Source organism: Halosolutus sp. DAT137, assembly GCF_059736405.1.
This window is the reverse complement of sequence record NZ_JCAQID010000007.1, coordinates 368,798-390,789: the sequence shown is the minus strand read 5'-3', so window position 1 is coordinate 390,789 and position 21,992 is coordinate 368,798. Positions and strand designations below refer to the sequence as shown.

Below are 21,992 nucleotides of genomic sequence, written 5' to 3'. Positions count from 1 at the left end.
CGATTCGAGTCGGCGGACGGTCGGATCGCGTTCACCTCCGCGAGAGTAGTGCCTTCAGGTGCTCGGTCGAGACCAGCGATGTCGGTCGGTCCATGTGAACGCCGATCTCGCCCGAGAGCGCGCCGAGGCCGACGCGCTGGATCGGTTCTGGAACCGAGTACGCCCGGCGAAGCCAGTGACCCAGCGCCTGCTCGCGTTTCAAGTCCTCGCGCCAGGCGTCCTCGTAAGCGGCCAGCGTCGCAGGCCGATCGGGTTCGATCGTCCGGGCGGCGTGGTCGGCGCTTGTCATACCGTAGAGGATGCCGCCGCCGGTGAAGGGCTTGGTCTGGGCGGCCGCATCACCGATCAGAAAACCCCGGCTGCTCGTCACCCGGTCGGCCGGCCCGATCGGGATCGCCCCCGAGCATCGGTGGGAAACGTCGATTTCGTAGCCGTCTATCAGCTCCTCGAAGTGTTTGGTCACCGCGACGCCCGGCGGTGCGGCGAGTCCGTACTCCACGCCGGTCCCACCGCGCGGGATGCGCCACGCGAAGAACGTCGGCGCGGTGAGGTGGACGTCGACGAAGTTCTGGTGGTCGTCTTCCTCGGAAAACGCCAGCACGCCGTGGAGTAACTCGTCGGGTTCGGGCAACCCGAGTCCGTCGCGGACTCGCGACCGGGGGCCGTCACAGCCGGCGACCATCTTCGCTTCGAACTCGACGGTGCCGTCGGGACCGTTCGCGACCACCTCGACGCGATCGCGACGCTCGATCACTTCTGTGACAGTATGTCCTTCACGCACGTCCGCTCCCGCCTCGCGGGCGAGATCGGCCAGGTGGCGATCGAGACCGACCCGATCGATGACGTTCGAGGCGACCTCGCGCTTGTAGAAGGGGTAGGCGTCGCTGTGTGGCCCCCCGACGTGGAATCGCGCGCCGTAGATTTCGTTCTGGAACAGCGCCTCGCGAGCACCCTCGCCCGTAAACTCCCAGATGTCCGTACTGACGTGGCCCGAGCAGGCCAGCGGCGTGCCGACGGTTCCCTTCTCGAGGGCGAGCACGTCGCGCCCGTTCTCGGCGGCCCGGCGGGAAAACCGCGCGCCGGCGGGACCGACGCCCACGACCACGAAATCGTACATGTCCGCTACTGGAACGCGGGCGGGCAAATATACTGCGGAGAGTTCCGGTCCGTGAGGCGACATCGGTCTCGATCATCCTCGGGATCCGGAACTCCTCGTTCGAACGCCCCTGTTGGGCGATCCAGGCGATCGCTTCCGGTGCCCGAGCCGTTTTTCCGACCGCACCGATAGGAGCGGTATGCTCCTGTTCTGGCACCGGCGCGATCGGCGCACGGTCGACAATCGCGGGCTCGCCGCCGCGGCCGGAGCCGGCGACGGTCCCGTACTCCCGGTGTCCGTCTTCGACCCGGCCGTCACCGAGGACCTCGGGGAACGAAAGCGCGCGTTCGTCGGCCGGACCGTCGAGGCGCTCCGCGAGCGCTACCGTGCTCTCGGTAGCGACCTCGTCGTTCGGTCGGGTTCCGCAGCCGAGATACTCGCCGGGCTCTGTACCGAGTACGACGTCGATCGAGTGGTCACGAGCGCGTGTTACGAACGGAACCGGCGAGCACAGACGGCAGCGGTCGAGGCCGCGATCGACGTTCCACTCGAGTCCCACGTCGATACGGTGCTGGTCGATCCAGCCAGCCTCGAGCCCTCCTATCCCACCCACAGTCAGTTCGCCAACGACTGGCGCGATCGACCGAAGCCCGACCCCGCACCGGAGCCGGACGCCGACGCCCTCGCGTCCGTCACCGACGACGGCTCGATTCCGATCACCGAGACCGATATCGACCTTCCGGAGCCGGGCTACGAGGCCGCCCGCGATCGACTCGACGCTTTCTGCGAGTCGGGACTCCGAAGCTACCGTGACACCCGCGACGATCTCGCGCTCGCGGTCGAGCAGCCGACGACGGCCGTCTCGCGGCTCTCCCCGTATCTCGCCGTCGGCGCGATCGGCATTCGCGACGTCTGGGCTGCGGTCACCACGATCCGCGAGGTCGCAGACGGGCAGGAACGGGCGAACGCCGACAAGTACGCCGACGAACTCGCCTGGCGGGAGGGAAACTACCACTTGCTGTACTACAACCCCGATCTCGCGAGGACGAACTACAAAACGATCCCCAACGACATTCCCTGGCGGACCGACGAGACGGCGCTCGCGGCGTGGAAACGCGGCGAGACAGGCTACCCGCTCGTCGACGCCGGCATGCGCCAACTCGAACGCGAGGGGTACGTGCACAACCGCCCGCGCCAGGTCGTCGCGAGTTTCCTGACGAAACACCTGCTGATCGACTGGCGGATTGGGGCGGCTCACTTCCGCGATCGACTGATCGACCACGATCCGGCCACGAACGCCGGGAACTGGCAGTGGATCGCGTCGACGGGAACCGACTCCGTCGACGTTCGAATCTTCGACCCGGTCGCCCAGGCCGCGAAGTACGATTCGGAGGCGGCGTTCGTCCGCGAGTACGTCCCCGAACTCGCCGCCCCCTCGATTCCCGCCGAGCGGATCGTCGAGTGGCCGACGCTCTCGGCCGGCGTTCGTCAGGAACTCGCACCCGACTATCCGGGGCCGATCGTCGACCGAGACGGGGCCTACCGGCGCGCACAACGGGTGTTCGAGACGGCGCTCGGAAAACGAGAGGGGTGAACGCGATCGCTGAGACGGAGGGTGGATGGACCACTGAGACGAAGGATAGACGCAACCGCTGAAACGGTGAGAGTCGATACCCCAGAGACGCTCAGTCCCGATCGAGCAGTGCCCAGAACCGATCGGAATCGCCCTCGAACCGATCGAGTAACGCCCGAATCTCCGATCGGTGGTCGTCGGACACTCGCACGTGAACCATCCCCTCGTCGGGCTGGCCGTAGACGACGCTCGCTCCCTCGGGTGCGGCGACGATCGCCGGCAGCACGAGCAGGTCCTCTTCACCGTCGATCAGGATCGTCGTCGGCTCCCTGCGAGCGATCGCTTCGAGCAGCGCCGCCAGTGCGTCCGCGGAAATCTCGGCGGGCGGGTTGACGGCCTCGAGGTGGGTCTCCTCGGTGACGGTCTCGCGAATCCCCTCGTCGACAGCGTCTCGTTTGGTTCGCTCGTCGACGATCGCGACGTCCGGCTGGCGGCCAGCCTGCAGAAGGTGATAGGTGACGACATCGCCGACCGCGATCAGCGAGCCGTCGACCTCCGCGAGCAGGGTTTCGGCGTCGGTCTCGACCGGCCCGATCGGTGTTTTGAGCTCTGCTCGTAACTCGTCGGGAAGAACTAGCAACTGCTTGTCGGCGTCGGTAGCAGGGTCGGCGTTGCCAGCCGTCTCGGTGTCGGCTCCCGTGTCGATGTCTTCGGACGACTGGTGTGGCTCGTCGTCGCCGGTCACGGTTACCGAACTTTGAGCGCGTATGCGCCCGCCTCGGTGACCTGCATCTCGGTTGCGATCTGGCTGTCTTCGGGGTGGGCGATGACGACGTAGCCGGCCCAGTCCTCGGTCAGCGACGAGGAGTTACAGCTCTCGCAGGTGTCCGCGTCCGCGTCGTTGACCCGGTGGCACTCTCGACAGACGAGACGATCGGCCGCCATCGTTACTCACCCGCGGCCGCTTGGCGCTTTTCGAACTCTTCTTTGAGCCAGCCGTGTTTGCCGAGGCCGGGCTGTTTCGCGGTGAGTCCGATCTTGGAGTCACGTGGGTTGCGCTCGTCGATACTCTTGGTGACGATGCGGGCCCGGACGGCGTCGTCGACGCCGAGGGCCCGGTTCGACTCGTTCGAGGCGAGTTGCTGGTTTTCGCCGTCGAAAGCGAGGTACTCGTCGCTGATCTGGGAGACGTGGAGCAACCCGTCGACGGGACCGATCCCGACGAACGCGCCGAACTCCACGACTTCGACGATCGTGCCGTCGACGACTTCCTGCATCTGCGGATCGAACGTCACGGCGTCGAACTCCGCCTCGTAGTAGACGCCCGGTCGGTTCGGGAGGACGGCTCCCTCACCGATGTCGTGGACCTCCGTAACGGAGACGACGCTGCCGACCTCCTCGTCCATGCGCCCTTCCAGTTTGTCCTGTAGCAGTCGCTTCACGAGATCCGGCGACACGTCGCCGAGCTCTTTCGGTGGTACTTCGACCGTGTCCGTTAGTGTAACCCGTTTGTACATCTATGGTTGAGTGATTGCCAACTTGTTTCTCCCGCGTAATGCAAGTACCGGTATACTCGCTTCGAGCACCCGGTCGCGAAGCGGGAGATCGTTCGTGACGACGTACTCGACTGCCCCCTCGCGGGCGAGTTCGACGAGTGCGTCGTCGGCGTACGATGCGTCCGTGTCGACGACGAGACAGCGTTCGGTCGCCAGATCGTGTCCGACGCTTGCGGCCGTCCCCTCCGTCCCGCCCTTCTCGGAAAGTCGCCGCAATTCTTCGATGACAGGCTGTGGCGTCATCAGTTCGTACTCGCCTGTTCGCGGCCCACCGTCGCTCGCTGATTCCGGTGGGCCACGCCCACCGCCGAGCAACCGATCGAGTTCGTCGAACAGGCGGACATCGAGTTCGACCGGCATCATCAACGCGCTCGTATCGATGGCGACCCGCGTACGCATACTCGTTGTCCTCGTGTCCTCGTCTCTCGGCTATTCCTGTAACGTTCCGAGGCCGATCAGCCGCCAGCGCGCGCCGATACGGCGGTTGATTGCGATCTTCGCCCCGGGTTCGGCACAGACCGGGCGCTTGAGCGTGACCTCACACTCGCCCTGACGAGCGCTAGTGACCGCGCCGACGGTCGTCGACGTGCCGACGGTCATCATCAGCGGTTCGCCCGTGTTGATCTCGTCGATCTCGCCGCCGTCGGTCCCGACGATGCGATCGAGGAGGTCGACGTCCATGGTGAATTCGTTCCACGTCTTGGGTAGCGTCCCCGGCGGGCCGGCCAGTCGACCAGCCAGTGCGTCACCTTTCGTCAGTGCGGGATCGAGACCGGTGCCGACGCCGAGCAATCCGCCCGGTGTGACGGTCTCTGCGCTCTGGCCGCCAGCCTGGAGCGATCGAACCGTGGTCTCGATCGGGACGTACTCGGTCTGGCCGCCCTCTTCGACCTCGCGTCCGGGTTTAATTTCGATTTCGTCGTCGATCTCGAGTTCACCCTGGACGAGGCTGCCGCCGAGAACGCCGCCGGAGAGGTTTGCCGCGGTCGTTCCCGGCTTGTTGATGTCGAAACTGCGGGCGACGTGCATCCGGGCATCGGCGTCGGGATCCCGATCGGGGGTGGGGATCTCTTCTTCGATCGCCTGGATCAGCAGGTCCATATTGACCTCCTGGCCTGCAGAGACGGGGACGACGGGGGCGTCTTCGGCAACGGTTCCCTCGACGAACGCCTGGATCTCTTCGTAGTTCGATCGGGCCTGATCAGTGCTGACGAGGTCGACCTTGTTCTGGGCGATGACGATGTTCTCGATCCCGATGATGTCGAGTGCCATCAGGTGCTCTTCGGTCTGGGGCTGTGGGACGGGTTCGTTCGCGCTGACGACCAGCACGGCGCCGTCCATCAGCGAGGCACCCGACAGCATCGTCGCCATCAGGGTCTCGTGACCAGGGGCGTCGACGAACGACACGGTCCGCAGCGGCTCGCTTGCCGAGCCGTCCGAACACTCCTCCTCGACGGTGTAACACGCGGGTTCGTCGACCCCTTCGCAGTAGCGGAAAGTCGCGTCTGCGTAACCGAGTCTGATGGAGATACCGCGTTTCATCTCCTCGCTGTGCTGGTCCGTCCACGAGCCACTGAGGGCTTGCACCAGCGTCGTCTTTCCGTGGTCGACGTGACCGACGAGCCCGATGTTCACCTCCGGTTGTCCATTTCCTACCATAAGACGGTGAGTAATCTTAGCAGTAGCTATCCCCGTGCGCCTGATAAACCTACTGTTCTCGGTACGAACCGCAGGATGAAACCGGTTCGCACTGGTGACTGTTCGGACGCGAACGAACTCGCTCTCTCGCCGGCCGTTCCCGCTCCGATCGATCGGACCTCACCCGATTCGCGGCCGTCGATCGGATCTCACCCGATTCGCAGCCGTCGATCGGTCTCGATCGTCCGCGAGAACTCGCGCACCTGTTCTCTGAACACCGTTTCGGGGGCGTCGGTTTCGACGAACCGATAGCTGTCTCCCAGGACGGCGACGACGGGCTCGTCCTCATCGTATCGCCCGATTTCGTGGGTTCGTGTCGTTTCGATCGCCACGTAGGGACTGTCGAGAACGGTGTCGAGGTCGTGGTAGGCGGCCGGGAGGTCGGTTCGCCTGACGCCGAGCAGCAGGTGCGTCGGCATGAACACGGCCGCGAGGTCGTACTCGAACGGTTCCTGCGAGAGGACGCCCGCCAGCAGATGGGTCCCGTCTTTGCAGTCGCCCACGCCGTCGACGAGCGACTCCTCGACGGTTCGGTGATAGTCGTGGGAGTCTTTCGTGTCCTCGTCGCGCTGGTACTCGAACGACTGGACGAACCGAACCGTCCGATCGAGGAGTTCGCGTTCCGCGTCACCGTCGGACGACCCTCGACGCTCGACCTGCGGCGTCGCACGGGTCGCGATCGACTCGACGAGGTGTCGCGCGTGCGGGTTCGTTCGCGAGCCGAGAAACGTTCGAACGAACCCGTCGGGTTGATTCCGCGCCCGGTGATAGGCGGATTTGGCGACCGCAACGTCGAGCGTCCAGGGCAGGCCCGACGAATCTCGCCACTCGAACGCCAGTTCGTACCGTCCTTCGGCATCGGCTCGGTCGAATCCGTGCCAGTCGGCCGGAAACTCGTCGTCGGGCCGTGCAGGGTCGGCCCCGGAGACGATCGGTACTCGCAGACCACCGCCGATCGGATCCGACTCACAAAGATACCGTCCGGCAGCGTCCGAGTCGGCCGGAGAGCGACACCTGAGTTCGTACTGCCAGGGTCCGACGAGCGCACCGATCGGCGTCCGCTCGAACTCGAACGTAATCGTTCGATCGAGCGGTCCGGACCGTCCGACGCGCGGTCCCACCGCTCGCGCGAACGACGCGCCGCTCGAAAACCGTCGCTTGTGGGCGACCGGGACGAACGGGAAAGCCGCCGAAGCCCGGAATCGAACCGTGACCGACGTGCTCGATCGATCGACGACCGTCGCGTCGATCGACGTCTCGTTGAGCGCGGGACCCTCGGCCCGTATCGTCGATATCGACGTCGGCCACGGGACTCGATCGTCGAGTGTCGGGGTCGCCACCCCGAGGCTGCCGGCGATCGATCCCAGTCCCGCCACTTTCGTAAGCAGTGCCCGACGGTTCGTTGGGCGCAGACGCCGCGATCTTTTCGGCATCGATCGACGGTCGAAACCGCACCCTGTAGTAGCTATCGTAATTGTTATAATTTCCGCACTAGAATCATGGGTACCGCTACATAGGAGACTACAGTGTGCGTTATCTGTGGGTGTCTTCTAGTCACTAATCATATAGCTCGGTATCGCAGGCCAGTGCTCGCGGGTCGATACTTTCCGCGTCGACGGCGAACGCGGTTCGGAACAGCGATCACTCGGACCGGTCGCCGGGAACGCGCCAGTTCTGCGCTCGCGGCGACTGACCGGTATCCAGTCCTCTATAGGTCTCTATGGGAAACATATAAACGACTTATCTCCGCTTCCGCGATGGTTTCGACGAATCACCCGTGACAACCGCTCCAGACCGCTACGACGGGACAGTACCGTTTGACCACCTCCGTCTCGACCTCGATCGCTACGACGACATCTACGTCGTCGGGGACGTCCACGGCTGTCTCGACGCGCTCGAAAAACTGCTCTCGAGGCTCGATCTGGGCGAGACCGATCGCTGTATTTTCGTCGGGGATCTGGTCCGAAAGGGACCTGACAGTGGCGGCGTCCTCGACCGCGTCCGCGAGGACGAGCGCCTGCTGTCGGTCCGGGGCAACAACGAACAGAAACTACTCGACGGCACCGCGTCCGTGGCGGGTCTCGGCCCGGCAGATCACCGCTACATCGAGTCGCTGCCGATCGCGATTTCCTGGGACGGTGGCCTCGTCGTCCACGGCGGCGTCGACCCCGGCCGACCCGTACCGGCCCACACGCCGATCGAACTGCTAAATATGCGATCGCCCAACGGCGACGGCTACGACGGCCCGTTCTGGTTCGACGAACACGAGGGTCCGCCGCGGGTCTTTTTCGGCCACACTGTCCTCGAAGAACCGATCGAACGCGAGTGGGCGATCGGTCTCGATACCGGCTGTGTCTACGGCGGCGAACTCACGGCGTACGACCTCCGCCGATCGGCGTTCGAGACCGTCGACGCGTCCGGATACGTCGACCGGGCCGACGACAAGTTCATCGAGACGAGTCGATCGGTCGAGTAACGAGATGACGGATCGAGACACTCCCGACGACCCGCGCGCTCGCGGCGTTACGACGCGTGACCCCGAGGACGAGAGTGCCGGCGCTGGCGATCGCGAAGCGAATCACGCTACGTGCGAAGACGCGGACACCGTCGAATGCGAACCCGACGGCGGTGAGGCCGGTGCCGCCGAGTACGCGTACGACGACGGGGCATCGAGCGCTGCCGAATCCGAACGCGGCGGCGAGGCCACCGACGACGCCGTTACCACCCACTCCGGCGATTCCACCGACGGCGAACCGACCGCCGCTGGGGATCAGGGCGACGACGACTCGAACCACGCCGACGGGGCGGGACCCGACGTCGATCTCACCGACCCCGCGTACTATCTCAACCGCGAACTCAGCGAACTGGCGTTCCAGCGGCGGGTACTTCACCAAGCGATCGACGAGGACCTGCCGCTGTTCGAGCGCGTGAAGTTCCTCGGCATCCTCACGACGAATCTGGACGAGTTCTTCCGAAAGCGCGTCGGCGGGCTGAAACAGCAGATCGCGGCCGGCGTCACGGAGGAGACGCCCGACGGTCATACCCCCGCCGAGCAGTGGCGAGAGGTGCTCGAAACCGCTCGAACGCTGTTCGAGCGCCAGAGCCGGTGTTATCGGGACTCGATTCGTCCGGCGCTGGCGGACGCCGGCGTCCGAATCGTGGACTACGAGGATCTCACCCGGGGCGATCGGGAGACCCTCCGTGAGGGGTTCGAGAAATCGGTCCTTCCGACGCTGACTCCGCTGACGTTCGACCCCGCCCACCCCTTCCCCTTCATCTCGAACCAGAGCCTGTCGCTCGCCGTGCTGACGCGGCCGTCACCCGACGCGGAGCCGACCTTTTCGCGGGTCAAAATTCCGCGAAACCAGGTTCGGTACGTACCGGTTGGTGACAACCCGCGATACGTTCCGCTCGAGGAGGTGGTACGGGCGAACCTCGACCTGCTGTTCCCTGCCGTCGAACTCGTCGAAACCGCACTGTTTCGAGTCACTCGCAACGCGGAAATTCGGCGCAACGAAGAGGTGGCCGAAGACCTGATCGAGATGACAGAGGAGGTGCTCGAGGAACGGCGATTCGCGACCGCCGTCCGCCTGGAGGTCGAACGCGACGCACCCGATCGGATTCTCGACGTGCTCCGGCGGGAACTCGACCTCGACGAGCGGGAGGTCGTTCACCTCGACGGCCCGCTCGATTATCGCGACCTCACCGAGGTGGTCGACTTCGATCGGGACGACCTCACGCTCCCCGACTGGAGCCCCCAGTCACACCCCCAGTTGCCGGGCCCGGAGGACGATCGAACCGTCTTCGACGCCGTTCGGGACCGAGACGTTCTGGTCCATCACCCCTATCACTCGTTTACGGGGACCGTCCAGCGCTTTCTCGATGAGGCGGCCAACGACCCGGACGTGCTAGCGATCAAGGCGGCGATCTACCGGACGGCGAGTGACTCCCAGGTCATCGAAAGCCTCCTCGAGGCCGCCCGAAACGGCAAACAGGTCGCCGTCATGGTCGAACTCAAGGCGCGGTTCGACGAGAAGAACAACCTCGAGTGGGCGAAGAAACTCGAAGAGGAGGGCATTCACGTCGCTTACGGCACGATCGGGTACAAGGCCCACACGAAGACCTCTCTGGTCGTCCGGAAAGAAGACGATGGGGTCACACTCTACTCGCACGTCGGCACCGGAAACTACCACTCCGGGACGGCAAAACAGTACGACGACCTGGGGCTGTTGACGGCCGGTCGAGATATCGGCCACGACCTCGTCAGGCTGTTCAACTTCTTTACAGGCCACTCTATGCACCGCGAGTACCGGAAACTGCTCATCGCGCCGGGGAACATGCGCGAGCGCTTCGTCGACCACATCCGCGCCGAACGGCGGCGGGCGCTCGACGGCGAGGAGGCCCGGATCGTCGCCAAGATGAATCGGTTAGAAGACCCCGAACTCGTCCGCGAACTGTACCGAGCGTCGATGGCCGGCGTCGACATCGACCTGATCGTCCGGGATATCTGTCGCCTCCGACCGGGCCTCGAAGGGATCAGCGAGACGGTCGACGTCTCCAGCGTCGTCGGCCGGTTCCTCGAACACTCGCGGATCTTCTACTTCCACGCCGGCGGGGACGAACGCTACTACATCGGCTCCGCCGACTGGATGACGCGAAACCTGGACAACCGCGTCGAGGCCGTGGCTCCGATCGACGACCCGCGACTCCAGCGCCGCCTCGACGAGATTCTGGAGACGCTACTGTCGGATACCGAAAACAGGTGGGCGATGAACGCCGACGGGACCTACGAGCCCTGCCGGGCCTCCGAGGACAGGCCAGGTCGAGACGCTCATCGGGCTTTTATGCGTGACGTCAGGGACGGGGACGATCGCCGTCCGAACTAACTCGGTACTCTCCCCCGGCACTGAGTTTTTCGACCCGGATCACTCCTCCGTTCGTGCATCGGTCCGGGGCAGTGCTATATAGCTCACAATAGGCCACTTAGGAACGACTATTCCCCTGCTAGCGCGAGTGGTGGGTATGGCTCCCGAAGGACTCACGCTCGGATTCGTTTGCGTCCAGAACGCCGGCCGAAGCCAGATGTCCGCCGAGTTCGCGGAACGAGAACGATCTCGCCGCGGACTCGAGGACGACGTCGAGATCGTTACCGGCGGCACGCATCCCGCAGACGAGGTCCACCCCGAGGTCGTCGAGGTCATGGACGAACTCGATATCGATCTCTCCGATCGTACGCCACGAGAGGTTTCGGACGAGGAACTCGAAGCCTGTACCGTCGTCGCGACGATGGGCTGTTCGACGCTCGAACTCGACGGGGACGTGACGGTTCGCGACTGGGCGCTTTCCGACCCACACGGCCAGTCCGTCGACGACGTGCGTGCGATCCGTGACGAAATCGAGGGGCGGGTTGCCGACCTCTTCGAGGAGTACGTCGACGACGAGTAACCAGCCAGTTTTTCGACGCGGTTCGTGGCTTCGTCGCCCTGATTAGACGGCTCTGACCAGCGAGTTGTCGATGCTATCGAGCGCTCGATCGACCTGTGCACCCAACTCCGCGATCGCTGCGAGCACCGGATAGGAGTGCTCACACGGTTCGTACAGGTACTCGCCGAACATCTCGATGTCGGCAGCCGCGAGGGTGCGACGCTGTCGGCGAAGCTGCGTCTGCCGTTCGATCGCGAGTTCGTCACACCGGTCTCGAACCGAGGTCAGTCGCGTTCTCGTGAGTTGCAAAGCGTTGAATTCGAGGTGGACGATCGGCTGGGCCAGTAGCGAGTCGACGTCCTCACCGAGAGAAAGCAACTCCCGTTGAAATCGTTCGACGTTCTCGCGCTCGGTTTCGATCGAGTCAATCAGATGATCTCGGCTCGTCACCGCCTGCTGAGACGCGTCGAGGAGGGCCCGCTTCAGCCGGGGGTGGAGCGTCGTCTGTTGGTCGAGGGCCGCCGCGAGCTCCTCGTTGAACTCCCCGGCAATGCTCTCGATCCATGTCTCGTCGTACAGTTCTGTGTAGTGTGAGAGCGCCAGTACGGTCTGTCTGTACGCCGTCTCGACCGCCGCGAGTCCGCTCGATCGCCGCTCGCGAGCGTGGACTGTTCGCCCGGTGAGTTTCGGTTCGGCCGTTTCGAGGCTCGAAAGCCGCTTTGTGAACCGTTCGAACGCCCGCCGCTCGTCGCTCACCTGCCGGTGTTCTCGATCGAGTGCTCGGATCGCCGACTCGAGTGTGATCGACGACTGTGTCGGTGCGCTCATCGAGTGATGGTCCTCCCCCATCCATCCTAAAGCCATCTAGTATCTTTCTCACCGAGTACGATCGTATAAATAGTCGAACGTAATGCTCTATAGCAACCTGGTGGCGGGTCGTTGCCGGACGATGCGCTGTCGTGGGATCGACGTCGAACCACCTCGTACGGCTCCCGGTCGATGGTCCGCGATACGAAACGGTGTGGAGCGCTCCGTATCAGTCAATACACCAATTAGCATCGCCTTTGTCGGTGCGAGGACTGGACACACTTACGGCGTCTTCGCCTCGCTGCGGCGTCGCTACACCAACGCATGACGGGATCTTCACGCGGGTACGAGACCGATGATGTTCGCCACGAGAGCACCGAATTCGAGCGTAGGTCGTCGCCGACGATCGGCCTGAAATCCGTCGTCGTTCGGTACGAAACCAAGGCCGATCGGTGTACGATACTGCCCCGCGAGCCCGCCGATACCAGCCAGCTTACCGCCTGGCTATCCGCGAATGCCGACGTGTTCGTCGACCTCGACGCGAATCGGTGACAGCGTACGATAGTGCTTCATGCGGATCCCCTCCGCCAGTCCCGGCCCAACCACGAGTTCCCTGCGGTTGTATCGGTACGTCAATGAATAAATAAATAAACAGATCGTATCCGCGACCGCCGTCGCGATCCGTTCCCGGTCAGTGTCCGATCGACGGCTCGTCTTTCGTTTCGGCGATATTCGCCCCGTTTTCGGCCGTTCGTCGGATCCGTCGTAGGACCGTCCCGTACAGGTGCGCGTCCGCCTCGCTTCGATCGTACAGGTCGTGTTCGAGCCGCTGCACTGTCTCACGAACGTCGACGATCGCTTCGCGAGCACGTTCGGCGTTTCCCGAAAGCGCCAGTTCGAGGACGGATCGCGCATCGCCACCGATCGCATCGAGCTGTTCAGCGAGTGCCTGGTCCGGCGGCCCCGACTGTCGCGTCGCGACGCCCGCGATCCCTTCGGCGTGATCGGCGACCCGTTCGAGCTGGCGAGCGACGCGATACTGGCGAAACGCACTCGTTCGATCGGTCCCGAGTCGATCGAGTTCGTGGATGTCGTCGAGCCCCCGATGGAAGCCGCGACTGACGAACGCGAACAGCCGATCGACGTCGTCGTCCCGGTCGACCACGCGCCGGGCGAGTTCGACGTTGTCGGTCACCACCGCCTCGATCGCGTCTTCGTGCAGTTCCAGCGCGAGTTGCTGGGCCTGTACGATCGTCTGTGGCAGCGATACCTCGGAACTGTCGAGGAGGTTTCGGATAACTAGCTCGTCGCCGGTGTCCGTGTCGATCGTGGTGCCGATGAGCTGTGTGACCGTCCGCTCAAGTTCGCGGCGGAGCGCCGAGTCCGTCTTCTCGAGTCCGGTCACGGTAATCCGGTCACAGCCCGTCGTGTACGCGAGTTCCACCCGGCGTCGGACGGTCTCCTCGGTCAGAGAACCCGCGTCGACGGTCACGACGCGATCAGCCGTCGAGATCGTATCGGTCGCGGCGACTAATCGATCGTCCTGCGGGTAGAGGTACATCGGCATTCCCGAATCGAGGCCCTGTTCGAGCGCCCAGTCTTTCGGAAGGGAGACGACGAACGTCGAGTTCCCGGCGAGCTGTACCGTCCGTTTGACGGGGTCTGTCGGCCCGTTTGGCACCTCGTTGTGGCTCATCAGTAGATCAGTTCGTCGTCGTTTTCGACCATGTACAGCGTTCTGGCCGCGATGTTCACTGCGTGGTCACCGACTCGTTCGATGTCCCGAATCGTCAGCAACATTCTGGAGACGTCTTCCAACAGATCGTCGTCGCCGGCCGATTCGGTCTCGACGAGGTCACGAACCACGATCCGGCTCGCGCGCTCGCACTGGTCGTCGATCTCGTCGTCCATTGCTGCGATGTCGTGCGTCGCCGCCGTATCGTCGGTGGCGTACGCCCGCATCGCTTCCTCGACCATCGTCACCGTCTCGGTGCCGACGTGCGCAATGTCGACGTCCGGATACCGATCGCGTTCGGCCTGCAGGGTGTACTCGCCGAGGTTGACGGCGAGGTCGCCGATCCGTTCGAGGTCGGTGATAATCTTGAACGAGGCGGCGACGAATCGCAGGTCGCTGGCGACGGGCTGCTGGAGGGCCAGCAGCTCGATACAGTCCTGTTCGAGGTCGAGGTACAGCCGGTTGATCTCGTGATCGCGATCGATAACGCGCCCGGCGAGTGCGTCGTCTTTGGTCTCGTACGCCTCGATCGCCTGTTCGAGGCGCTGACAGACGACGTCGCTCATCTCACAGACGCCCTCTCGGAGCTGTGCGAGCTGGTTCTGGTAGTCGTCTCGTGCCATCGTTACCCGAATTTGCCCGTGATGTAGTCTTCGACGCGATCGTGTTCCGGGTTCTCGAAAATTTTCGCGGTATCGTCGTACTCGACGAGTTCGCCGCCGGTGAGGAAGACGGCGGTCTTATCGGAGATGCGGGCCGCCTGCTGCATGTTGTGGGTGACGATCACGACCGTATACTCCTCGGCGAGGTCGTCGATCAGATCCTCGATCTTCGAGGTCGCGATCGGGTCGAGCGCGCTCGCGGGTTCGTCCATCAGGATGACTTCGGGGTCGGTCGCGATTGCGCGGGCGATACAGAGTCGCTGCTGTTGGCCGCCCGAGAGGTCGAGGGCCGATTTGTCGAGTTGATCGGAAACCTCGTCCCACAGGGCAGCGTCCTTCAGCGCCCGTTCGACGGCCGCGTCGAGATCGATCTCGTCGGCGCGGCCCTGGACTTTCAGCCCGTAGGTGACGTTGTCGTAGATCGACTTCGGGAACGGATTGGGTTGCTGGAAGACCATGCCGATCTTCCGGCGCAAGGCGACGGGATCGACATCGTCGTCGTAGACGTTCTTCCCGTTGAATTCGATCGCTCCCTCGACTCTGGCGACGTCGATGAGATCGTTCATGCGATTGATCGACCGCAGGAACGTCGATTTGCCACAGCCGGAGGGACCGATCAGCGCCGTCACCCGGTTCTCGGGAATAGTCATTTCGACGCTCCGTAGGGCCTGTTCGGTGCCGTAGTAGACGTCGAGATCGCTGGTTTCGATGAGGGGATCGGGGGCAGCCACGGAGGTGGTGCCCTCGTCGACGTCGATCGAGGTGCTGAGCAGGGACGCGTCGTCCGTTTCTGTTGCTGAACCGGGGCGTTCGCGATCGGGACCGTTACCGGTCGATCGCGCGTCCGTACGGGAATCTGTTTCGCTGGTGGTATCGGAGTTCATGCTCGCTCAGTCCTGTCGCTGGTACTTGTTCCGCAAGACGATCGCCGTCCCGTTCATCATCAACATCACGACGAGTAGCGTGACGACGCCCGCCGCGAGGACGCCGTATCGGAACTCGGTGCTGATCTGTGTCGACCAGGAGAAGATCTGTCGGGGCATCGCACTCGACAGGCTGAAAAACGAGTTCGGCGAGACGCGGACGACCGCCGCCATGCCGATCATCAGCAGCGGTGCCGTCTCGCCGATCGCCCGGCCGAGTGCGAGGATCGTCCCGGTGAGGATCCCCGGGGCCGCTCGCGGCAACACGACGTTGCGGACCGTTTGCCACCGCGTCGCGCCCATCCCGTAGGAGGCCTGTCGCAGCGAGTCGGGGACGGCGCGGATCGCCTCCTGGGACGAGACGATGACGATCGGGAGGATCAACAGCGCGACGGTCATCCCGCCGACGATGACGATCCCCGACTGCAGGCCGACGCCGCGGACGAACACTGCGAGACCGAGGACGCCGTACACGACGGACGGAACGCCCGCGAGGTTCGCGATGTTGATCTCGATGAGATCGACGACGTCGCTGAGACGGCCCTGGCTGGGTGCGTACTCCTCGAGGAAGATCGCCGCGCCCACGCCGATCGGGAACGCCGCGACGGCGACGACGATCAGCAGCATTATCGAGCCGACGAGGGCGGGATAGATTCCCGCGTCCTCCGGCGTCGTACTGTGGCTCTCCGTCAGGAAGTTCCAGTTGAGCCAGAGGTCGGGGCCGGCGTAGCCCTGCGCGTTGATAACGACGCCAGCGAGCACCACACCCGCACCGACGACGATCGGGAACGACAGGCCGACGAGCCCCTCTCCGCTGCGGAGAACGGAATCGACGTACAGGACGATCGGTGTGGTAAGGACGGTCGTTACCACGACCCAGGTCGTCGCCGTGGTTCCGACGATCGGTGCGGCGACGAGGCCGCTCGCGGCCACGAGACCGACGAGGCCGGCGACGAGGGCCGCGTCTCGATCGCTCTCGCGCACGCGCCGGATGCGAAGCGCCGCGAAGGCAGCGACCGGGACGGTAAACGCGATCAGCAGCGAGAGCGAGTCCATCGGCAACACCGGCAACGAGAGGATGAGTCCGCGCAGGCTCGGCAGGATGGTCGGGACCGAAGCTGACAAGTGGAATAGCTCCTGTCCGAGCACCGGCGTCGAGATCGTCCGATCGACGCTGAATCCGGGCACGCCGACGATGGCGAGGATCGGTACACCGACCCTGACGGCGAACTCCTCGAGCGCCGAAGCGGATCGGTTTCGGGCGTACAGTGTTACGACGCCGTATGCGACCCCGGCGGCGATAAGCAGTGCGAGCCACTCGTGGGGCGTGACGACGTGTCTGAAGACGATGACCACGCCACCTGCAAGCAGCGTCGAGACGATCGGCAACCCGAACGAGATGTACGCGACTTCACCCGCTCGCGTATCGCGGAAATAAAAGTACGCGGCGAGCAGAAGCGCCGGTAACACGACCGTTACAGCGGCCGTGAGCAGCCAGCCCGACGAGGCCGATGCCGGTCGCACCGCGTCGTTCGTCACGTACAGGAGGAACAGGAACACGAGCGTGAGCGCCAGCAGCGTCGCTCCGAGACAGGAGTACTTGAATATCGTCCCTCGAAGCTGGCTGACCTGTCCGTCCTCCCCGAACCACTGTTGGGGTTGCTCGTCTGCGGTTGCCATCAGCGACACACCTCCGTCAGTATCGCACCCGCCGATGCTGGTGCGGGTCGTTCAGTCGCTATCATTGGTAATCCTCCTTGTAGCGCGCGGCGATTCGATTGCTGACCAGATTCATCGCGAACGTGATGACGAACAGCGTCAGCCCGATCGCGAACATCGCGTAGTACTCCGGCGTGCCACCGACCGCGTCGCTGTTGACGGCGTGGACCATCGCGGCGGTCATCGTCTCTCCCGACTGGAAGATGTGGGCGAAGGGGTTCGACGTGTCGAGCATTCGTGCGCTCATTCCCCCCGCCATCACGACGACCATCGTTTCACCGATCGCCCGCGAGAGCGCGAGGATGTACGACGAGAAGATACCCGAGATGGCGGCCGGAACGACGATCCCGGTCGAAACCTCGTATTTGGTGGCCCCGAGGCCGTACCCCGCCTGCCGGAGTTCGTCCGGGACGGCGCTCATCGCGTCTTCCGACAGCGACGAAACCATCGGGATGATCAGGATACCCACCATAATCGAGGCACTGAGCAGGTTCTGAAAGTTCAGCGGCGCACCGGCCGTCCGGAGCCAGGGCGTGAGATAGACCAGCGCCAGGTAGCCGTAGACGACGGTCGGAATCCCCGCGAGGACCTCGAGGGCAGGTTTGAGCACCGAACGCATCCGCTCGCTCGCGTACTCGCTCAGGTAGACTGCGGCGGCCGTCCCGATCGGGATCGCGACCATCGCCGAGACGACCGTCACGGTGAGCGTCGCCGTCACGAGCGGCAGGACGCCGTACTCCTCGCGACTCGAGGGTTTCCAGCTCGTTCCGGCGAGGAACTCGACGATGCCGACGTCCTCGAAGAACTTGACGGCGTCGGCGGTCAGCGTGAGGATGATCGCGACCGTCACGAACACCGTCAACGCTGCACAGCCGAACAGCCCCCACTTGTACAGTCGTTCTAACGTTGCCTCACCGCGTCTCGATCGTGTCAGATCGGGAGTTGTCGATTCCGTACTCATAGTACGAATGTTCCGTTTTCATGTGTCATAGTTGCAAAATAATTGAAAGCTGACCGGTAGCGCTTCACCTGATCGAACGATCCGGCTCAGAACTTGCCGAGGTTCTCCTCGACCAGGTCGTCGTTGGCTGGGACGTACCCGACCTCGTCGGCGATCCAGTCGGCAGAGGTGTTCTCGATGTAGAACTCCACGAACGCGCTGACTTCCTCGCGCTCGAGAGCCTCTTCGGCGGGGTAAATGAACAGCGGTCGGGCCATCGGGTAGGTGCCATCGCTCGCGGCCTGAAGGCTCGGTGAGCCGCAGTCGTCGTCTTCGCTTTCTCTGATATCGAGGGCCTTGACTGCGTCCTGGTTCTCCTGATAGTAGGCGTATCCGAAGTAGCCCATCGCGTACGGGTTCTGCTGGAGGGCTTCGAGAATGAGGTTGTCGTCCTCGGTTCCTTCGTGTTCGTCCGTGTGACCGCCGCCGTTGACGTTCTCACTGAACCAGTCGTAGGTTCCGGAGGTCGTGTCGGGACCGTAGAGGTCGAAGGGTTCGTCCGGCCACTCGTCGCGAACGTCCGACCACAGTTCCGCACCGTTCTCGCCCCAGATCTGGGCCATCTCGTCGAAGCTGATGCAGTCGACCCAGTCGTTCTCGGTGCTGACGGCCATCGTGAGCGCGTCGCCGGCAACCTGCATCTCGATCGGGGTGACGCCGTTTTCGTCACACTGGCTCATCTCCTCGTCCTTGATCTGTCGAGATGCCCCGTTGATATCGGAGTCGCCGGGACAGAAGTGGTTCTGGAACCCGCCGCCGCTGCCAGTCGAGTCGACGGTGACGTTCACGTTCGGGTTCTCGTCCATGAACCGTTCGGCCATCGCGTCCGAGACCGGGAACACGGTGCTCGAACCAGTGATACGGACCTCGCCGGAAAGGTCGCCACCGCCGCCGCCGTTGCCGCCGTTGCCGCCACCGTTACCGCCGTTGTTCGAATCGGTTTCGGAACAGCCGGCGATCGCGACCGCCCCGACGGAGCCCGCCGCACCGATGAACTTCCGCCTCGAGACACCTTGCATCGAACGCCCGGACTGGTTGTCAGCCATCACGTGATCGGTTCGGGAGACGGTACAAATACGATGCTATGTCATCTATATATCTGCCAGTAGCTACATATACCGATATAGAAGATATACTAAGACACGATATATGTTATCAATTCAACTATAAATCTTTAGAAAAATAGGTTTACAGCGAGTCTCGTGCCGGCATAGGTCTGGGCGGCGATCAGGTGTGGCATTCGAGGTGCAGTACGAAAGGCAAACGGCACGATACGGTTCCGAATTTGGGACCTCGATCTTCGTGGCATTCGAACTGAGGATTCGATCGATTCGGGCCGCTGGTCAGGGATCGTCCGTCGCCTAGAGGGTATTACTCTTGAATCCATTCAGTCGGCCCTCTCACGATCGGTTCTCGGGCGTGGTCGACGTCTCGTCGCTCGACCCAAATATAAATAGCACTATATAGTATAATGAATTGCGCTGTATGAGTACGTTCTTCTGTGGTCGATATCGAGCAGAATATTGGTTTATAACCACGAACGACCCAATTCTCTGGGCTTCTCTATAGATCCAGATAGATTTATGGTCTGCCCGTAGCAACCCCATTGCATGGAGACGCGCAAGGTCCAGGTGACCGGGGGATCGACGTACACCGTCTCGCTTCCAAAGACGTGGGCTACGGCAAACGAGATCAGTAGCGGGTCGACGGTCGAAATCTACTCACACGACGACACGCTGATTCTCACGCCACAGAGCGAAACGACCCACCAGGAAGGATCGCTCGAGATCGCGAATCTCGAAACGGAGCAGCTGAAACGAGCCGTGCTGACGATGTACGTCAGCGGGTTCGACGTGATCCGCCTCGAAGCGCCCCAGATCACGACGGAGCAGCGCAGCGCGATTCGGACCGCGATCCAGGGACTCATCGGCGTCGAAATCGTCGACGAAGGGACCGACTGCGTCGTCATCCAGGACCTGCTCGATTCGGCCGAACTGTCGATCGTCAACGCCGTCACCCGGATGCGCCTGATCGCCACCTCGATGCTCGAGGACGCGATGACGGCGCTCGTCGAAAACGACGACGAGGTTGCCCGCGCCGTCATCGATCGCGACGACGACGTCGACCGGCTCTTCCTCGTCGTCTCGCGAATCTTCCGGGCGACGCTCCGATCGCCCCGCGCCGCGGAGGAACTCGGCGTTCCCCGCGAGGACTGTTTCGACTTCCACTCGAGCGCCCGGCAACTCGAACGCGTCGCCGACCACGCCGTCAAGATCAGCCGACTCGCGCTGAAACTCGAGGAGATTCCCGAAGCGGTGGCCGACGGGTTACTCGAGTTACACGAGGACGCCTCGGACATTCTCGATAAATCGATGGACGCCCTGTTTACCGACGACGGCGAGGAGGCGAGCGACCTCGGCCACGACGCGCTCGAATCCGTCCTCGAAATCGACGAACACACCCGCCAGATCGACGATATGCTCCGCGAACTCGACCCAATCCAGGCCCAGTCCCTCGGTCTCATCCTCGACTCGCTGTCCCGAAGCGCCGACTACGGCGGCAACATTGCGGAAACGGCGTTACAAAAGGCCGCCCCGCGCCCGTGACCGCGGCGGCCGTCGTGCGCTGATCGGTACTCGCTGATTCGATGCCGGTGATCGCAGCCCCGGTCGAGCGATCGCCGGCAACGCGGTATACCGATCCGTATGAGGAGCGCGTTCGCACCACACGATTTTTCTGGACCGGAGCCCTCCGTTTTCCCGTGTCGGAGTTCGCCTTCGAACTCGCGCTGTGTGCCGATCTCGAGCAGCGACGCGACGGGATCGTCGCTCGCCAACTCGGCGCGAGCGTCGCCGACCCCGGCGGTCGAATCCTCGACGTCGTCTGCGTCGAACCCGGTCCCGAGTTCGCCGATCGAGTCGCGCTCACCGCAGAACCGATCCCCGACGCTGCGATCGAATCGAGCGTCGGTCCCGGACGGGCGCGCTACTGGAAGGACGCCTTCGACTGCCACCCCGATCGAGCGCGGCGGGCGACCGAGCGAGCCCTCGAAATCGGATTTTTCGAGCGCGAACGCCACAACGGCCGGGAGTACGTGCGTCAAGTCGCCCGCTATCCCGACTGGATCGATCGACTCGTCGGGATCGAGAACAAGCCGGATCTCGGCCGGCCGGGCGATCTCGAAACCCAGCTGCGGACGGACGTCAGCCTCGCGCTGGTCGACGAGGTAATTCTCGCAACGGAGAGCTACGTCACGGGCGCGCACCTGAATCGCATCCCCGAGGAGGTCGGCGTCTGGCGGGTCCACCGCGACGATCGCCTGGCGAATCGCGATCGCGAACGTGGTGATCGATCGAGTGGTGGTACCGCCCTGGAAATCGAAGTCGTCCGCGAGCCAACGCCGCTGGCCGTCGATCGGCCGGGAATCGAACTCCTCGAGTCGCATCCGGGGCGGACCGACGTCGCCACCGTTTCGCCCGCGGCGAAGGCCCGAACGCGACGCCGCCTCGCGGAGCGAGCCTACGGGAAAGGGTGGCGGACGTACGAGATTCCCGCCTGCCAGTCCTGTGTGCCGTCGACCGCGACCGGTGCAACGGTGCCACACTGTGCGTGGGCCGGCCGAATCGTCGACGCCCGATCGGAGTGTGGTCCCTCCTGTCCCGGCTACGAGGCGGCGTCGGCTCCGAACGTGGATCTCGACGCCGAGCGCGATCGAAACACGCCGTGGCGGGCGGAGCCGGATGGGAAACGGCGACGACAGTCGGGACTCGATCGGTTCGGCTGATCGTCAGCCGATCGT

The 21,992-nt window shown here is 63.7% G+C and carries 21 protein-coding genes; 7 read left to right on the top strand and 14 right to left on the bottom strand.

Annotation, left to right across the window (positions count from 1 at the left end):
• Positions 1 to 31: 31 nt before the first annotated feature.
• Positions 32 to 1,117 carry a geranylgeranyl reductase family protein gene (locus tag AC6I6L_RS11560; protein WP_497917915.1) on the bottom strand — a complete coding sequence of 362 codons (1,086 nt, stop codon included), beginning with the start codon at positions 1,115 to 1,117 and terminating at the stop codon, positions 32 to 34.
• Between the two features lie 178 nt (positions 1,118 to 1,295).
• Here AC6I6L_RS11560 and AC6I6L_RS11555 point away from each other — a divergent pair, with 178 nt between their 5' ends.
• A complete protein-coding gene (locus AC6I6L_RS11555) occupies positions 1,296 to 2,690 on the top strand; it encodes a cryptochrome/photolyase family protein (RefSeq protein ID WP_497917914.1) in 1,395 nt (464 codons plus the stop codon).
• Positions 2,691 to 2,781: 91 nt separating this feature from the next.
• Here AC6I6L_RS11555 and AC6I6L_RS11550 read toward each other — a convergent pair whose 3' ends face one another.
• The 6 genes from AC6I6L_RS11550 to AC6I6L_RS11525 form a co-directional block, all read right to left on the bottom strand.
• On the bottom strand, positions 2,782 to 3,375 hold the full coding sequence (locus AC6I6L_RS11550) for a GTP-dependent dephospho-CoA kinase family protein (protein WP_497918202.1): 594 nt from the start codon (positions 3,373 to 3,375) through the stop codon (positions 2,782 to 2,784).
• Positions 3,376 to 3,416: 41 nt separating this feature from the next.
• A complete protein-coding gene (spt4, locus tag AC6I6L_RS11545; protein WP_497917913.1) occupies positions 3,417 to 3,614 on the bottom strand; it encodes a transcription elongation factor subunit Spt4 in 198 nt (65 codons plus the stop codon).
• 2 nt (positions 3,615 to 3,616) lie between these two features.
• Positions 3,617 to 4,186 carry a DNA-directed RNA polymerase gene (locus AC6I6L_RS11540; protein WP_497917912.1) on the bottom strand — a complete coding sequence of 190 codons (570 nt, stop codon included), beginning with the start codon at positions 4,184 to 4,186 and terminating at the stop codon, positions 3,617 to 3,619.
• Entirely contained in the window at positions 4,187 to 4,624 is a 438-nt protein-coding gene (locus AC6I6L_RS11535; RefSeq protein WP_497917911.1) for a type II toxin-antitoxin system VapC family toxin, read from the bottom strand.
• Between the two features lie 30 nt (positions 4,625 to 4,654).
• A complete protein-coding gene (locus AC6I6L_RS11530; RefSeq protein WP_497917910.1) occupies positions 4,655 to 5,884 on the bottom strand; it encodes a translation initiation factor IF-2 subunit gamma in 1,230 nt (409 codons plus the stop codon).
• A gap of 188 nt (positions 5,885 to 6,072) precedes the next feature.
• The gene (locus tag AC6I6L_RS11525; RefSeq protein ID WP_497917909.1) at positions 6,073 to 7,299 is read right to left on the bottom strand and encodes a hypothetical protein; all 1,227 of its coding nucleotides are present in this window, start codon (positions 7,297 to 7,299) and stop codon (positions 6,073 to 6,075) included.
• Between the two features lie 401 nt (positions 7,300 to 7,700).
• Between AC6I6L_RS11525 and AC6I6L_RS11520 the strand changes: the two genes are divergently transcribed.
• The 3 genes from AC6I6L_RS11520 (at position 7,701) to AC6I6L_RS11510 (ending at position 11,368) form a co-directional block, all read left to right on the top strand.
• The gene (locus tag AC6I6L_RS11520) at positions 7,701 to 8,399 is read left to right on the top strand and encodes a metallophosphoesterase family protein (RefSeq protein WP_497917908.1); all 699 of its coding nucleotides are present in this window, start codon (positions 7,701 to 7,703) and stop codon (positions 8,397 to 8,399) included.
• Positions 8,400 to 8,403: 4 nt separating this feature from the next.
• The gene (ppk1, locus tag AC6I6L_RS11515; RefSeq protein WP_497917907.1) at positions 8,404 to 10,809 is read left to right on the top strand and encodes a polyphosphate kinase 1; all 2,406 of its coding nucleotides are present in this window, start codon (positions 8,404 to 8,406) and stop codon (positions 10,807 to 10,809) included.
• Positions 10,810 to 10,945: 136 nt separating this feature from the next.
• Positions 10,946 to 11,368, top strand: coding sequence for an arsenate-mycothiol transferase ArsC (locus AC6I6L_RS11510; RefSeq protein ID WP_497917906.1), 423 nt, complete (start codon positions 10,946 to 10,948; stop codon positions 11,366 to 11,368).
• A 42-nt stretch (positions 11,369 to 11,410) separates the two neighbouring features.
• Here AC6I6L_RS11510 and AC6I6L_RS11505 read toward each other — a convergent pair whose 3' ends face one another.
• Positions 11,411 to 12,175, bottom strand: coding sequence for a DUF7260 family protein (locus AC6I6L_RS11505; protein ID WP_497917905.1), 765 nt, complete (start codon positions 12,173 to 12,175; stop codon positions 11,411 to 11,413).
• A 303-nt stretch (positions 12,176 to 12,478) separates the two neighbouring features.
• On the opposite strand from AC6I6L_RS11505, the gene AC6I6L_RS11500 reads away from it, so the two are divergent.
• The gene (locus AC6I6L_RS11500) at positions 12,479 to 12,706 is read left to right on the top strand and encodes a DUF7511 domain-containing protein (protein WP_497917904.1); all 228 of its coding nucleotides are present in this window, start codon (positions 12,479 to 12,481) and stop codon (positions 12,704 to 12,706) included.
• A 139-nt stretch (positions 12,707 to 12,845) separates the two neighbouring features.
• On the opposite strand, the gene AC6I6L_RS11495 is transcribed toward AC6I6L_RS11500, so the two are convergent.
• The 6 genes from AC6I6L_RS11495 to AC6I6L_RS11470 all read right to left on the bottom strand — a co-directional run bounded on the left by AC6I6L_RS11495 (position 12,846) and on the right by AC6I6L_RS11470 (position 19,239).
• Positions 12,846 to 13,850, bottom strand: a complete 1,005-nt coding sequence (locus AC6I6L_RS11495) for a PhoU domain-containing protein (protein WP_497917903.1) — start codon at positions 13,848 to 13,850, stop codon at positions 12,846 to 12,848.
• Positions 13,850 to 14,512 carry a phosphate signaling complex protein PhoU gene (gene phoU, locus AC6I6L_RS11490; RefSeq protein ID WP_497917902.1) on the bottom strand — a complete coding sequence of 221 codons (663 nt, stop codon included), beginning with the start codon at positions 14,510 to 14,512 and terminating at the stop codon, positions 13,850 to 13,852. Before phoU ends, AC6I6L_RS11495 begins: the two co-directional genes overlap by 1 nt.
• Before the next feature lie 2 nt (positions 14,513 to 14,514).
• Positions 14,515 to 15,435 carry a phosphate ABC transporter ATP-binding protein PstB gene (gene pstB / locus AC6I6L_RS11485; protein ID WP_497917901.1) on the bottom strand — a complete coding sequence of 307 codons (921 nt, stop codon included), beginning with the start codon at positions 15,433 to 15,435 and terminating at the stop codon, positions 14,515 to 14,517.
• 6 nt (positions 15,436 to 15,441) lie between these two features.
• Positions 15,442 to 17,154, bottom strand: coding sequence for a phosphate ABC transporter permease PstA (pstA, locus tag AC6I6L_RS11480; protein WP_497917900.1), 1,713 nt, complete (start codon positions 17,152 to 17,154; stop codon positions 15,442 to 15,444).
• Positions 17,155 to 17,215: 61 nt separating this feature from the next.
• Positions 17,216 to 18,154, bottom strand: a complete 939-nt coding sequence (pstC, locus tag AC6I6L_RS11475; protein WP_497917899.1) for a phosphate ABC transporter permease subunit PstC — start codon at positions 18,152 to 18,154, stop codon at positions 17,216 to 17,218.
• 86 nt (positions 18,155 to 18,240) lie between these two features.
• Positions 18,241 to 19,239 carry a PstS family phosphate ABC transporter substrate-binding protein gene (locus AC6I6L_RS11470; RefSeq protein WP_497917898.1) on the bottom strand — a complete coding sequence of 333 codons (999 nt, stop codon included), beginning with the start codon at positions 19,237 to 19,239 and terminating at the stop codon, positions 18,241 to 18,243.
• Between the two features lie 564 nt (positions 19,240 to 19,803).
• Between AC6I6L_RS11470 and AC6I6L_RS11465 the strand changes: the two genes are divergently transcribed.
• Complete coding sequence (locus AC6I6L_RS11465; protein ID WP_497917897.1) at positions 19,804 to 20,799, top strand: AbrB/MazE/SpoVT family DNA-binding domain-containing protein; 996 nt, start codon at positions 19,804 to 19,806, stop codon at positions 20,797 to 20,799.
• Positions 20,800 to 20,954: 155 nt separating this feature from the next.
• Positions 20,955 to 21,977 (top strand): DUF5787 family protein, encoded by a 1,023-nt coding sequence (locus tag AC6I6L_RS11460; protein ID WP_497917896.1) that lies wholly within the window; start codon positions 20,955 to 20,957, stop codon positions 21,975 to 21,977.
• The last annotated feature ends 15 nt before the right edge of the window (positions 21,978 to 21,992 follow it).

What these genes read in the sequence shown, in the direction of transcription:
- AC6I6L_RS11560 (WP_497917915.1), bottom strand. Translation starts at nt 1,117, where the DNA reads ATGTACGATTTCGTGGTCGTGGGCGTCGGTCCCGCCGGCGCGCGGTTT.
- AC6I6L_RS11555 (WP_497917914.1), top strand. Translation starts at nt 1,296, where the DNA reads ATGCTCCTGTTCTGGCACCGGCGCGATCGGCGCACGGTCGACAATCGC.
- spt4 (WP_497917913.1), bottom strand. Translation starts at nt 3,614, where the DNA reads ATGGCGGCCGATCGTCTCGTCTGTCGAGAGTGCCACCGGGTCAACGAC.
- AC6I6L_RS11540 (WP_497917912.1), bottom strand. Translation starts at nt 4,186, where the DNA reads ATGTACAAACGGGTTACACTAACGGACACGGTCGAAGTACCACCGAAA.
- AC6I6L_RS11535 (WP_497917911.1), bottom strand. Translation starts at nt 4,624, where the DNA reads ATGCGTACGCGGGTCGCCATCGATACGAGCGCGTTGATGATGCCGGTC.
- AC6I6L_RS11530 (WP_497917910.1), bottom strand. Translation starts at nt 5,884, where the DNA reads ATGGTAGGAAATGGACAACCGGAGGTGAACATCGGGCTCGTCGGTCAC.
- ppk1 (WP_497917907.1), top strand. Translation starts at nt 8,404, where the DNA reads ATGACGGATCGAGACACTCCCGACGACCCGCGCGCTCGCGGCGTTACG.
- AC6I6L_RS11510 (WP_497917906.1), top strand. Translation starts at nt 10,946, where the DNA reads ATGGCTCCCGAAGGACTCACGCTCGGATTCGTTTGCGTCCAGAACGCC.
- AC6I6L_RS11505 (WP_497917905.1), bottom strand. Translation starts at nt 12,175, where the DNA reads ATGAGCGCACCGACACAGTCGTCGATCACACTCGAGTCGGCGATCCGA.
- AC6I6L_RS11500 (WP_497917904.1), top strand. Translation starts at nt 12,479, where the DNA reads ATGACGGGATCTTCACGCGGGTACGAGACCGATGATGTTCGCCACGAG.
- AC6I6L_RS11495 (WP_497917903.1), bottom strand. Translation starts at nt 13,850, where the DNA reads ATGAGCCACAACGAGGTGCCAAACGGGCCGACAGACCCCGTCAAACGG.
- phoU (WP_497917902.1), bottom strand. Translation starts at nt 14,512, where the DNA reads ATGGCACGAGACGACTACCAGAACCAGCTCGCACAGCTCCGAGAGGGC.
- pstB (WP_497917901.1), bottom strand. Translation starts at nt 15,435, where the DNA reads ATGAACTCCGATACCACCAGCGAAACAGATTCCCGTACGGACGCGCGA.
- pstA (WP_497917900.1), bottom strand. Translation starts at nt 17,154, where the DNA reads ATGGCAACCGCAGACGAGCAACCCCAACAGTGGTTCGGGGAGGACGGA.
- pstC (WP_497917899.1), bottom strand. Translation starts at nt 18,154, where the DNA reads ATGAGTACGGAATCGACAACTCCCGATCTGACACGATCGAGACGCGGT.
- AC6I6L_RS11470 (WP_497917898.1), bottom strand. Translation starts at nt 19,239, where the DNA reads ATGGCTGACAACCAGTCCGGGCGTTCGATGCAAGGTGTCTCGAGGCGG.
- AC6I6L_RS11465 (WP_497917897.1), top strand. Translation starts at nt 19,804, where the DNA reads ATGGAGACGCGCAAGGTCCAGGTGACCGGGGGATCGACGTACACCGTC.